The following is a 12,508-nucleotide window of genomic DNA, read 5'->3' as shown; positions in this document are numbered from 1 at the left end:
CGGACCGCTTTGCGATAGATATCAAGGGGAACAGGAATGGGGATGGCGAAACTGGCGGACTCCACGTTTCTAAATTGCCAAGCTCAACCGCAGCCGTTTTCCCTGGCCGACGGAGAGTCGCCGATCGACCTGGTCCATCTCTCCCGGCAGACCTTTGGCGATCATGATCTCGAACGCGAGCTGCTGGGACTTTTCGACGCACAGGCGGCGCAATTTACAAAACGCTTGCGCTCGCCGGCCGCGCAGGGCGACGCCGACTGGCGCATCGCGCTTGCGCATACGATCAAAGGCTCGGCGCGGGCGGTCGGCGCAACTGAGGTGGGGCACGCGGCGGAGGCCTACGAACAGGCGTTGCGCGGCGAGGATGCGAGCGCCGCCGAGAAGGCCGAGATGCTGGGCGCCGCCATCGGACGCGCGCGCGGCGCCATCGCTTTATTGCTGGGCGGCGCGGCTCAGAACGGCCCCACGGGGAAATATTTCAAATAAAGCTCGGCGAAAACGCCGCGCTGGGCAAGGCGGGAGAGCGCATAATCGAGCGCCCGGCGCAACGGCGCATTGCCTTTTTTTACGGCGATGCCGACGCCCTCGCCGAAATATTTTGGATCGGTGAAGGGGCCATCCCGAAAAACGCAGCAGCCGGCTGCTTCGGCGCCGTTCAGCCAATAGGAAAGGGCGATGGCGTCGCCGAAAACCGCCTGAACGCGGCCGTTCTTTAGCGCGTTGCGGGCGAGGGCCGGCGTTTCAAACGTCACCAAGGTCGAGCGCGGATAGAAGGCTTGCAGAAACGCCTCGTGCCGCGAGCCCGCGACCACCGCGATCGGGCGGTCGGCGAGGGCGGCGGGAGACGCCGACGTCAGGGTCGTGTCGGCCTGCATGGCGAACCGGCCGGGCGTCAGCATGTAAGGTCCGGAAAAATCGACCTGTTTTCGAGTTTCATCGTTGATCGCGAGCGAAGCGATGATGGCGTCGCCGCTATTGTCGTTGAGCGAGGGAATGAGCAGATCCCACCGCCGCCGCTGGATCGTGCAGGCGGTGTCGAGTTCGACGCAGATCGCCTTGGCCAGATCGACGTTGAAGCCGGCGACCTGCCCATCCGAAAGCAGAAAATTGAACGGCGGATAGTCGTCCTCGGTCAGGAAGCGGATCTGGCGCAGTCCGGAGACGTCCGGCTTTTCCGGCGTGCGGTTGGGGTCCCAAAATGAGGGCGCATTCGTGGCCGGCGGCGTCGACGCGGGGGGCGCCGTCGCGGGCGGCGCCCCGTCAGCCGCCACAGCCGCGAAGCAGGACGTCAGGAACAGCGCGGCGAGCGCCGCACGAATTGAGGCGAGAAGACCGGTTCGGCGCGGCTGAGGGAGACGGCGCATAAAAGGATTGCTTGGCCTTTGTTGGAGGTCGATAGTCGCGCGCAGGCTGCTAGCGCTTGCCGGATTTATTGCATGAATGTTGTGCCGATCGATAGTGTTGCTTCCTCTGCTTCGCAGATCAAGGACGAACTTCCTCCTCAGCCATTCAGACGCCGGGCGCTCGCTGACTCCTCGGCCATTCGCCGGACGTCGCCGTCGCGTGCGACCGCGTCGAGATCCATTCCTGTCGAAATCGCCTTTCTTTCGGCGTACGGCGTGCCGGAGCAAGTGCTGCAATTCGCCGCTGCGACGGCGCGCCGCCAGGGCGTTTGCGCCGACGAAGCGCTGCTCGCCGAGGGGCTCGTCTGCGAGGATGACTTCTATCAGGCGCTGGCGAAGCATCTCAACGTCGACTTCGTCGACAGTCCTGTCGACGTCGCCCCGTCAGGCGTTGCGACGGCCGAATGCGGCTACGCGCGGGTTCGGGATCCGTCGAGCGGGTTTCTTTGGCTGTTCGCGCCGAGCGGCAGCGGCGTCTTCCGGTTGATGAGCGCGCGGCGTGCGGCAAAAGGCCGGCCGCTGTTCGCGATCACCACCCGAACGCGGTTCTTGGAGGCGGTGCGCCGCGCCGATCCCGCCAACGCCGCGCGCAACGCGGCCTTTCTCGTCGAGCGCGTCGACAGGGACTTATGCGCCCGCGGCGGCTTGCGGCGCGGACAGGTGGGACTGCTGCTCGTCGCGCTGATCGGACTGGCGGCGAGCCTTTACGCTCCCTTCTTCTTTCTACGCCTTGCATCGGCGTTGTTCCTTGCAAGCGCATTCTTTTGCGGAGCGTTTCTGAGGCTTTTCGCCTGCGCGGCGAGCCTTCAGCGCTGCGCGGACGCGGAACTGCTCGAAAGCGAGGCGCAACTGCCGATCTACACGATCGTGCTTGCGCTTTATCAAGAAGCAGCCGTGGCGCGCCAGCTCGCTCGGGCGATCGACCGCTTGGATTATCCGAGAGCCAAGCTCGATATAAAATTCGTTATCGAAGCCGACGATGAACCAACGGCTGCGGCGTTGCGCTCGCATCCGCCGCATGCGCCGCATGAGATCGTGGTTGCGCCCGAGGGCGCCCCGCGCACCAAGCCGCGCGCCCTCAACGTCGCCATGCCGCTCGCCCGCGGATCGCTCGTCGCGGTGTTTGACGCGGAAGATTTGCCCGAGCCGCGCCAATTGCGCCGCGCCGCGACGCTCTTCGCCGCCTCGCCGCCGAGCGTCGCCTGTCTGCAGGCGAGCCTCGCCATCGACAATGGCGAGCTGAATTGGATGACGGCGATGTTCGCGCTTGAATATGCGGCGCTTTTTGACGTTTACAACAAGGGCCTCGCAGCGATGGGAATGCCGCTCTTCCTTGGCGGCACGTCGAACCATTTCCGCATCGAGGCTTTGCGCGATATCGGCTTTTGGGACGCCTTCAACGTCACCGAGGACGCGGATCTCGGCCTGCGGCTCGCCCGTGCGGGCTTTGAGGTGCGGACATTCGCTTCGCAAACCTTTGAAGAAGCGCCCGCGGTCTTCGGCGCGCTGGTGAAACAGCGCACGCGCTGGTTTAAAGGCTGGATGCAGACATTCATCGTGCATTGCCGCCGGCCGATGCGGCTTTTCGTCGATCTCGGCTCGCGGCGCGCGATCGCGGTGCTCGCCATGTTCGCCAGCGGCTTGCTGGGTCCCTTGCTCGGCCCGTTCCTGGCGGCGCGCATGGCCTATGATGCGATCTTTGGGGCGCTGTTGGCGCCGGTCGCGCCATTAGAAGTCGCCTTGAGCACGCTGTGGTGCTGTCTGGCGATCGCCGGAGCGATCTCCCTGATCTTGCCGCTTGCCATGGGAATGCGCCGGCGCGGCCTGACGCGGTTTCGCCGCGCGCTCATCTATCTGCCGCTGTGGCTGATGATGCTGAGCATCGCGGCGTGGCGCGCCGTTTATGAACTCTGGCGGCGGCCGTTCCACTGGGAAAAGACCGAGCATGGGCTCACCATGCGCAGCGTTCTCGACGTGGAAATGGAAGTCGATCCATTCGTCTCAAGAGAAGAGCCACTGTTTGATCAGAAAGCCGGCGCTTAGCGCTTTGCCGTAATGCTCATGCAGCGCGACATGGCTCATGCCGGCGCGCGGCAGATCCGATTTCTTCAATCGTTTGAAGAAAGGAATGAGCACGTCCTCGAAGTTCGCCACCGTGTATTTTCCGGCGTGGCGATCGGCGACGCGCTCGGCGACATTGGCGAACAGCAGCGCCAGCGCCTTGAACAAGGCCGGATGCGTGATCTGCTCATCGGCGTTGTGCAGTCCAAGACCATGTCGGCAGGCGCGCAAATAGGCGTTGAGCACCGCGTAGACTTCCTCGGCCCGCGCGTCGACGAAGGCGCCCTTGATCGAGCGCAGCGCGGCGTTGAAGGTGACGCGCGAAATCGTGCCCTTGCGCCGCTCCGCCGGACTGAGCAGGTCCTTGAGCGCGCTGTCGTCGCGTGTGTGAAAAAGATCGAAGACGTCGTGCAACAGCGCGTCGGCTTTCGTCTCGACTTCCGAGAGCCGACGGATGTCCAGCAACAGCTCATTGGGCACGGGCCGCTGCTTGGTGTTGATGTCCATGAACAGCCGGCATTCTTCCGAACGCTTCAGCTTGTTGTAGATCACCACCGGCACGTCGACGGCGCGCTTCGCCAGCTTAAAGCCGAAAATCCGATGTTGCCCGTCGATGATCAGGAAGGCGCGGGGGTCCTGCCGGAATGTCAGCGTTCCGGCGGCGCGGTCATAATGCATATGCGCGCGCGACTGCGCCGACAGAACCACGGCGCCGGGAACCGTGCCGAATCCGGCGTCGATATATTTGGCGATGGACTTCGCGCGCTTTTCATCGAGCAGGCGCTGGAAGCCCTCTTCCGGATTCTCGACCCTCGGCTCGACCGTGCAGGTTTCGGCGAGCAGGCTGCTCGGCAGCACCAGCGCGTAAAAGCGGTGCGCGCCTTGAGAAACGAGTTGCGCCGGAACGCTGATCGACGTTTTGCTGGCGGCGGCGGAGGAACCGCGCAATTCGGCCCGTTCATCCGGCAAGGGGGCGGATTCGGCGATATCGCTGAGCGTGTCCCGATCCATGTTCTGATCCCTCGGAAGCGCGAACTTTCAGCGTTCACGACAGCTGACTCGACGAATCGACCGGCACTCGGACAAAACGCTAAGCGGGAAAAGGTTTAGGAGCAAGATGGGTTGAGGGCGCGAAGCAGGGTTTTATCTTCCGAATCCCGATCCGACGCGGTTGCGGCCACGGATGCGATGCTCTTTTGCGATGCTCTTTTCGGCCGCGGAAAGTCGGAGCATTGTGGAAAGCAATCTTGTCGAATACTTTGCCTATGCTGTATAACAATCATGATTATCGGGAGCGCCACAGTGTCCGTGCCGATTGAGACAACCTCGCGTTTTGCGACAGGCGTTCCGGGGCTCGACAGGGTTCTTTACGGCGGACTTCCGCGCTGCGCTCTTATTCTCGTCGAAGGTCCGCCCGGCAGCGGCAAGACGACCATGGCGCTGCAGTTCCTGATCCAGGCGGTTCGCGCGGGTGAAAGCTGCCTCCTCGCGACGAGCGCCGAGTCGCCGCAACAGTTGCGGTCGATCGCCGCATCGCACGGATGGAGTCTCGAGGGGATCAATATCACAGGCCTGTCGGAGCCGCCCAGCGCGGAAGAGGAGCTCGATTACACGCTCTTCCCGGAAGCGGAGGTCGAGATCGGCGAGACATTCGACCATCTTTTTTCCGAAGTCGAACGGTTGAAACCAAAGCTGCTCGTGCTCGATACGATCTCGAGTCTACGTGTTGTCGCGCCGACCGCGGCCTTTCATCGGCGCCAACTGAAACGTATTCGCGACTTCATGGCGGCGCGCGACTGCACGACGGTGATGCTGGACGAAGCGTCGACGACGGAAAAGGATCTCCGCAGCAAGACTATGTCTGACGGCATCATCGAATTGCGGCAAAAACAGTCTTCGTACGGGGCCGACCGGCGCGCATTGCGCGTGAGCAAACTGCGCGGCTGCAGCTATGTGAGCGGTTCACACGACGTAACGATCGCCACCGGAGGACTGACCGTGCATCCTCGCCTCGTTGCACAGAGCTTTCCGAGCCTCGTGGGGGCTCCGGCGCTCGGCTCCGGCAACTCACAGATTGACGCGCTTGTCGGAGGCGGGCTTCCCCGGGGTTCGAACACGCTTATAGCGGGGCCTGCAGGCGTCGGAAAATCAACCATATCATCGCTCTACGCGATGGCCGCGGCCAAGCGCGGCGAGAAATGCGCCCTTTTTCTATTCGACGAGAGCGAGGAGAGTTATATCGGCCGCAGCGAGGGATTGGGCCTGGACATGCGCGCTGAAGTCGAAGCCGGCCGCATTGAACTCAGGCATCTTGATCCGGCCGAACTGAGCGTCGGCGAGATCGCCGACCTGGTCATGGATCGAGTCGAGACGCAGAGCGTGAAGCTCGTCGTGATCGACACGCTGAACGGCTATCTGCAATCCGCGATGGAAGAACCGAGCGTTATTCTTCACATCAGGGAGTTGCTCTCCTATCTCAGCCGTCGTCAGATTGTCACCATCATGACGCTGACCCAGCACGGAATTTTCGGCACGGAACTCTCTTCGCCCCTGGACTTCAGCTTCCTGGCCGACAATGTGTTCCTGCTTCGTTTTTTCGAGCTTAGCGGCGCGCTGCACAAGGCTTTGTCGATCGTCAAAAAGCGTAGCGGCCAACATGAGCACACGATCCGGAGACTGACGATGAGAGCGGGGGGCGTCGACGTCAGCGAGCCGCTCACAGGCTTTACAGGCGTCCTGACGGGGACGCCGGTGTATCATCCTGAGTCCATCGTTCCGATTCCATGATGGCGGAGAGAAGCGCAGCGGAGGTCGTCCCCAGCGCCGAGGATAGCCTGCGCGTTCTGATTTTGACGCCAACGGGACGCGACGCCGCCCTCGCCGAAGGCTTGCTCAATCGTAGCGGTCTTTCCTGCTACGTTTGCAGCAACCAAGAAGAGCTGCGCCGAGAGATCGCGAAAGGCGCCGGCTGCGTTCTTATGGCGGAGGAGGCGTTGCCGCACGATCGCGCGGTGACCTGGGACGACTTGTTCGGTCCTGAACCGCCGTGGTCCCAGTTGCCCATTATGTTGCTTCTCGCCCGCGGCCACGCTCAAAAAGATTTAGCGTTGCTACGAACCATCGAAAAGCGCCCTAGTATCGGCTTCATCGAACGCCCTGCGCAAAAGCGCTCGCTGATCAGCGCGCTCAAGAACGCGATTGAAGCCCGTCGTCTGCAATACGCCATTCGCGATGCGATGGAAGCGCTGCAAACCGCCGATCGTCGCAAGGACGAGTTCCTCGCCGTGCTGGCCCACGAGTTGCGCAATCCGCTCGCTGTGATTTCCGCTGCGATTCACATCAAGAAGCGGCGCTCAGGAGACAGGGTCGACGACGACATGCTATCGGCGATCGAGAGGCAAACTCAACAGCTCACGCGTATCGTCGACGACCTTCTGGAAGTCTCGCGTATCAGCCGCGGCAAGTTAGAGCTTCACAAGGAGCGTGTGAATCTTGTCGCGCTTGTGCGCGAAGTGTTCGAAAAAGGGGCCGACAAACTTCAGGCCGGGAAACATCGCAAACAATTTTACGCGCCCTCGACAGAGCTTTTTATCGAGGGGGATCCCATTCGTCTCGGTCAGGTTTTTTCAAATCTTCTCAACAACGCGGCAAAGTATACAGCAGACGTCGGCGCGATCGACGTCACGGTGACGCAGGACGGTTGTTCTGCGGTGGTCATCGTTAAGGATACGGGCGTCGGCATTCCGCCTGAAATGATCACGCGCGTTTTCGACATCTTTACCCAGGTCGATCGCAATCTCGGAAGGGCTCAAGGCGGGATTGGCGTCGGTCTATCGCTCACCCGCAGTCTTGTAACGCTGCACGGAGGCACGATCGAAGCCCGAAGTGGTGGCGCGGATAAGGGCAGCGAGTTCATTGTTCGGCTTCCATTGAGCGAAGCGCCGGATGCGTCGAACGTTGAACCCGCGCAAGATACAAATGAGCCGCGCGCGTCCCAGACGAAGGTGTTGGTCGTGGACGACGACCACCTTGTCGGCAAACTCACTGGCGAGCTGATCGCCTCCTTTGGGATGGAGGTGCGGGTCGTCCCTGGCGGAGCCGAGGCGTTGGAAGTCATCCCGAAATTCCAGCCCCGCATCGTCTTTGTCGATATCGGCATGCCCGGGATGGATGGTTACGAGACTGTCCGGAGGATCAGACGGCTTCCCGGCGGAGATTCGCTGTTCGTCGCAGCGTTGTCGGGTTGGGGCCAGGCCGAGGACTTTGAGCGAAGCGCCGAGGCTGGATTTGACCGGCATTTTGTTAAACCGATCAAGATCGCAGAATTGGAAAATTTGTTCGCCTCGGTCACATGAGTCGGGGCGTGTGCTTCGCGTCGGCTGAGGCTGGCGGACGCGATGGCGAACTCTCTTCTGCGCTGCGCGATTCAGCGACAAAATCGATATGCGCGACCGTTGTTCGGCCCGGCGCTCTGATCAACTCGAACGATCCGCCATGAATTTCTGCGATACGACTGACGATCTTTAACCCAAGGCCAAGTCCGTCAGATGAATCTGCGGACGGCTCCGAAGCCTGATTGGACGCGGAATTATTCGCCTCGACACAGACCCGGAATTCAGCGCCGGGACCGGCTTCGACCGTTATCCTTGCGCCAGCGCCGCTATGTCGGATTGCGTTCTCGACGAGGTTTCGCAGCGCGTTCTCGACCAGCATTGGGCGTCCGTTGAATGACGTCCCGCCTTTGTCGACCAGTTCGATGGTGTGTCCCGCGGCATAGACGAGAGGCGCCAGTGCGCTGACGACGCCTTCCGCCATGTCGCCGGGGCTTATAAGTTCGGTCGGAATGAGTTCAGCGCCATCCAAGCGCGCCAACGTGGTCAGCTGCTCGACCAGCTGATTGAGCGCCTCCAGGTCTTGCTCCACTTTCCTCGCTCTGAAATCGGAAATTTTCTCCAGTTCGAGGCGCGCGATTGCAAGAGGCGTTCGCACCTCATGCGAGATCGCGGAGGTCAACAGCTTTTGAGCGCGCACCAGTTCGCGCACTCTGTCGAAGGCTGAATTGATGGCTTTCGTGAACTGAGCAATCTCCTGTGGCATGTCTTGCGTCGGAACGCGCGCGCCCGAGGCAAGCGGATTGATAGTTGACACAAGAGTCGCTGCGCGCCGGACGGGTTTGAGCGCCTGCATAAGGGAGAGCGTCGTCGCGCCGAGCACGACCACAAGCATCAAGCTCATGGGTATGATCATGTGGTCGACCACCTCATGCGCCAGCACAGAGCTGAGCACGCTTTCCTCATCGCCAATGATCGCCACTTCAATGAGGACTGGCTCAGCCTTGCGATCGACGACGAGGCCGCCGGCGACGTTCAGCGGCTTCCCTGGCGCGATCTGCTTCATCCAGAAGCTCGGCGGATCGAGGTTGAGCGGCAGGAAATGTTCAGCGCATTCGGCGTCGCAGTTTGAAAACAGAACGATTCCGTTTCCGGTGCGGATGCGAGCGAAGTAGTGCTTATCGCCGCGCGCATAGCGCGCGCGCAACTCGGCCGGAAGCACGAAGCGGACGTCGTTTTCGCCTCGCAGGACTCCGCGCGCCAGAGCGTGGGCCTCTCGTTCGATCGCCAGCTGTCCGAGCTGCTGATCGTCTGACCAGTATTCTGCGAAAACACTGATGAACTGGGCCAGCATCGCCACGGCCGAGAAGAAGAAAATGCGTCGAACGACGACCGCGATGAGCGACGGCGCGCTGTGCATCACTAATTGACCTCGCGCAGCAGATAACCGACGCCTCGAATCGTCTCGAGTGAAACGCCGGTCGCATTCGGCTCGAGTTTCTTGCGCAGACGGGAAATCGCCAGTTCGACGGCGTTGCTTGAGAGCTCGTCGCCGAACTCCGACAATGCGTGTTCGAGTTTGCGCTTTTGAACGACCCGGCCGACGTCTCGCATCAGTATCTCCAGAACGGACCGCTCGCGCGGCGCCAATCTCAGTTCGCCATTCTCGCAGGTCGTGATTCCCGTCGCGACGTCGAGTTTCAGTCGAGCCGCTGTGAGCGTCGGCGTCAGCGTGTCTGGGGCGCGTCGGAGCAATGCTCGGCACCTGGCCAAAAATTCTCCGTGATTGAACGGTTTGGTGAGATAGTCGTCCGCTCCCGCATCCAGCCCGGCGATGCGGTCATCGATCGCCACACGCGCGGTCAGCACGAGAATGGGCGTTTTGACGCCGGCGCGACGCGTGGCGCGAACCAAATCGAAGCCGTCGCCGTCGGGCAGACCAAGATCAATCAGCAGAAGATCATAAGGCGTCGTCGTGATGAGTTCGTTGGCCTCATCCACCGTTCCGACCGCGTCGATGCTCCAACCGACGGCGTGAACCGCTTCGATCAAAAGTTCCCTCAGACGCGGGGTGTCTTCCACGAGCAGCAGCCTCATGCGCGCTTACGCCCCGTAACCATCGACCAGACAAGATTCTCTTTATGGCGCCAACTCTCGTAAAGCGCGGCGGCTGCGTGCAAGCCGGCCAGGACGAGGATAGCGTTGGCGAACCCCTCGTGCAGCCTCTCGAGGCCATCGCTGCCGAAATAGGCGTCGAGCGTCAACATCCAGCCGGTTATCGACACTGCGCCCAGAAGGCCCATCAGCGCCAGCATCATAACGGCTCCCGCCGGGTTGTGGCCGATAAACCTCGGCTCTTCTCCGCGCGAAAGCTCTTTGAGATAGCGCGCGATCGATGCGGGTCTCGGCGCGAAATCCCTGAAGCGGGCGTGGCGTGCGCCGACAAAGCCCCACACCAGACGCACGGCCAAGGCGGCTGCAACGCCATATCCGACCAACCGATGAGCGCTCGCGCCATCCTCGAGGACAAACAGGTCCAGCACGCAACCGGCCACGACGGTCCAGTGGAACAGGCGCACGATTGGGTCCCAGACGCGCAGGTCGCCGCCGGAGGCGAAACCTGCCTCCGGCTTCGAGGCGAACAGAGCCATTTTAGCCTCCGATATTCGCCTTCACGACATCCCCGCTGACGGGGTTGAAATACACTTCCGCTTTCTTGCCGTCCTTGGTGTAGCCGTAAATTTCGTAACAGTTGCCGGACACCTTGAACGTCTTGATCCGCTCGTAACCGAGCGCCGCGACTTTCGCCTTCATGGCGTTTTGGGGCATCCATTTGTCCGTCGGCTCTCCCGTGCAGTTGGGAGCGGCCTGAGCGAGCGACGGGATCAACAGCGTCGTGGCGAGTGCAAAGGAAAGTGCGATGATGCGCATGATCTGTCTCCTATTCACCGGGCTCCATCGGCCGGTGAATAGAGTTCGCACGGCGTTGCTGTCGGTTCGCTGTCAACCGGGGCAATTTGTCCGGAACGACTTTTTTCCGCGCCGTGTCAGCTACGGAGACCGGGCGCCTCATGGCCCGTGCGCGCCACATATTCCGTGTAGCCGCCGCCATAAACGTGAACGCCGTCGGGCGTCAGTTCCAGCACCCGATTGGATAACGCGGCCAGGAAGTGACGATCGTGCGAGACGAACAGCATGGCGCCCTCATATTGCGACAGCGCCGTGATGAGCATCTCCTTGGTCGCCAGATCGAGATGGTTCGTGGGTTCGTCCAGCACGAGAAAGTTCGGCGGGTCGTAAAGCATTTTCGCCATGACAAGTCGCGCTTTCTCGCCGCCCGACAACACCCGGCATTTCTTCTCAACGTCGTCGCCGGAGAAGCCGAAGCAGCCGGCCAATGTGCGCAGCGAGCCCTGTCCCGCCTGAGGGAACGAGTCCTCCAGCGACTGGAACACGGTGCGCTCGCCATCGAGCAACTCCATCGCGTGTTGCGCGAAGTAGCCCATTTTGACGCTGCCGCCCTGGGCGACGGCGCCGTCGTCCGGCAGCGAGGAGCCCGCCACCAGTTTCAGCAGCGTCGACTTGCCTGCGCCGTTGACGCCCATGACGCACCACCGCTCATTGCGGCGCACTTGAAAATTCAGTCCCTCGTAAATTCTCAGGGCGCCGTAGCTCTTGTGCACGTTCTTCAGGGTGATCACGTCGTCGCCGGAACGCGGCGCCGGCGGGAATTCGAACAGAACCGTCTGGCGGCGCTTGGGCGGCTCCACCCTGTCGATCTTCTCGAGCTTCTTCACGCGGCTCTGCACTTGCGCGGCGTGCGATGCGCGCGCCTTAAACCGCTCGATAAATTTGATTTCCTTGGCGAGCATCGCCTGCTGACGCTCGAATTGCGCCTGCGCCTGCTTCTCGTTCTGCGCGCGTTGTTGCTCGTAGAACACGTAATTGCCCGAATAGGTCGTCAACGCGCCGCTGTCGATTTCCACGATCTTGGTGACGATGCGGTTCATGAACTCGCGGTCGTGCGAGGTCATCAGCAGCACGCCGTCATAGGCTTTGAGGAATTCCTCCAGCCAGATCAGGCTCTCCAAGTCCAGATGGTTGCTCGGCTCGTCGAGAAGCATGGCGTCGGGGCGCATGATGAGGATGCGAGCGAGCGCCACGCGCATTTTCCAGCCGCCCGACAGGGCGCCGACGTCGCCGTCCATCATCTCTTGCGTAAAACTCAGGCCCGCGAGGATCTCGCGCGCGCGCCCTTCCAGGGCGTAGCCGTCCAATTCCTCGAAGCGCCCCTGCACCTCGCCGTAGCGTTCGATGATTGCTTCGATGTCGTCCGCCTGGTCAGGATCGACCATGGCGTCCTCCAGCTGCTTCAGCTCGGAGGCCACCGCGCTGACCGGACCCGCGCCGTCCATCACCTCGGACACGGCGCTGCGGCCAGACATCTCGCCGACGTCCTGATTGAAGTAGCCGATGGTGACGCCCCGATCGACGGCCACCTGGCCCTCGTCGGGGTGCTCCTGTCCCGTAATCATCCGGAAGAGGGTCGTCTTGCCGGCGCCATTGGGACCGACGAGGCCGACCCTCTCGCCCTTAAGGAGCGTCGCGGAGGCCTCGATGAAGAGGATCTGGTGACCGTTCTGTTTGCTGATGTTTTCGAGACGAATCATGTGTGCAGGGGACCCGGGAAGGAAAGTTTGGGTAGCCATTAGG

General features: G+C 61.7%; 11 protein-coding genes. 4 read left to right on the top strand and 7 right to left on the bottom strand.

Going from position 1 to position 12,508, the window contains the following annotated elements; all coding sequences use genetic code 11:
- Nucleotides 1–42 precede the first annotated feature (42 nt).
- A complete protein-coding gene (locus ACPS74_RS04390) occupies nucleotides 43–486 on the top strand; it encodes an Hpt domain-containing protein (RefSeq protein ID WP_051381758.1) in 444 nt (147 codons plus the stop codon).
- Here ACPS74_RS04390 and ACPS74_RS04385 read toward each other — a convergent pair.
- Nucleotides 453–1,364 (bottom strand): transporter substrate-binding domain-containing protein, encoded by a 912-nt coding sequence (locus ACPS74_RS04385; protein ID WP_029650178.1) that lies wholly within the window; start codon nucleotides 1,362–1,364, stop codon nucleotides 453–455. The two genes, ACPS74_RS04390 and ACPS74_RS04385, sit on opposite strands and share 34 nt — an antisense overlap.
- A gap of 72 nt (nucleotides 1,365–1,436) precedes the next feature.
- On the opposite strand from ACPS74_RS04385, the gene ACPS74_RS04380 reads away from it, so the two are divergent.
- Entirely contained in the window at nucleotides 1,437–3,446 is a 2,010-nt protein-coding gene (locus ACPS74_RS04380; RefSeq protein ID WP_029650177.1) for a glycosyltransferase, read from the top strand.
- Here the strand turns inward: ACPS74_RS04380 and ACPS74_RS04375 are convergent.
- On the bottom strand, nucleotides 3,405–4,475 hold the full coding sequence (locus ACPS74_RS04375) for a DGQHR domain-containing protein (RefSeq protein WP_029650176.1): 1,071 nt from the start codon (nucleotides 4,473–4,475) through the stop codon (nucleotides 3,405–3,407). The two genes, ACPS74_RS04380 and ACPS74_RS04375, sit on opposite strands and share 42 nt — an antisense overlap.
- Before the next feature lie 291 nt (nucleotides 4,476–4,766).
- On the opposite strand from ACPS74_RS04375, the gene ACPS74_RS04370 reads away from it, so the two are divergent.
- Together ACPS74_RS04370 and ACPS74_RS04365 are read left to right on the top strand one after the other, a co-directional pair.
- Nucleotides 4,767–6,251, top strand: a complete 1,485-nt coding sequence (locus tag ACPS74_RS04370) for an ATPase domain-containing protein (RefSeq protein WP_036241782.1) — start codon at nucleotides 4,767–4,769, stop codon at nucleotides 6,249–6,251.
- Nucleotides 6,248–7,819, top strand: coding sequence for a hybrid sensor histidine kinase/response regulator (locus tag ACPS74_RS04365; RefSeq protein ID WP_051381756.1), 1,572 nt, complete (start codon nucleotides 6,248–6,250; stop codon nucleotides 7,817–7,819). Before ACPS74_RS04370 ends, ACPS74_RS04365 begins: the two co-directional genes overlap by 4 nt.
- On the opposite strand, the gene ACPS74_RS04360 is transcribed toward ACPS74_RS04365, so the two are convergent.
- The 5 genes from ACPS74_RS04360 to ACPS74_RS04340 all read right to left on the bottom strand — a co-directional run bounded on the left by ACPS74_RS04360 (nucleotide 7,812) and on the right by ACPS74_RS04340 (nucleotide 12,465).
- Nucleotides 7,812–9,215 (bottom strand): sensor histidine kinase, encoded by a 1,404-nt coding sequence (locus ACPS74_RS04360; RefSeq protein WP_051381755.1) that lies wholly within the window; start codon nucleotides 9,213–9,215, stop codon nucleotides 7,812–7,814. The genes ACPS74_RS04365 and ACPS74_RS04360 overlap by 8 nt on opposite strands.
- A 2-nt stretch (nucleotides 9,216–9,217) precedes the next feature.
- On the bottom strand, nucleotides 9,218–9,892 hold the full coding sequence (locus tag ACPS74_RS04355; protein WP_029650168.1) for a response regulator: 675 nt from the start codon (nucleotides 9,890–9,892) through the stop codon (nucleotides 9,218–9,220).
- Nucleotides 9,889–10,446 (bottom strand): cytochrome b/b6 domain-containing protein, encoded by a 558-nt coding sequence (locus ACPS74_RS04350; RefSeq protein ID WP_029650166.1) that lies wholly within the window; start codon nucleotides 10,444–10,446, stop codon nucleotides 9,889–9,891. The genes ACPS74_RS04355 and ACPS74_RS04350 overlap by 4 nt, the downstream gene beginning before the upstream one ends.
- A gap of 1 nt (nucleotide 10,447) precedes the next feature.
- Nucleotides 10,448–10,726, bottom strand: a complete 279-nt coding sequence (locus tag ACPS74_RS04345; RefSeq protein ID WP_029650163.1) for a PepSY domain-containing protein — start codon at nucleotides 10,724–10,726, stop codon at nucleotides 10,448–10,450.
- 116 nt (nucleotides 10,727–10,842) lie between these two features.
- Nucleotides 10,843–12,465: an ABC-F family ATP-binding cassette domain-containing protein gene (locus ACPS74_RS04340; protein ID WP_029650161.1), complete on the bottom strand. Its 1,623-nt coding sequence runs from the start codon at nucleotides 12,463–12,465 to the stop codon at nucleotides 10,843–10,845.
- Nucleotides 12,466–12,508 lie beyond the last annotated feature (43 nt).

Origin of the sequence: Methylocystis sp. SB2, from assembly GCF_049817085.1 — a bacterium.
GTDB lineage: Bacteria > Pseudomonadota > Alphaproteobacteria > Rhizobiales > Beijerinckiaceae > Methylocystis > Methylocystis rosea.
Note: the sequence above shows the minus strand (reverse complement) of the source record. Positions and strands in the feature narration are given on the sequence as shown.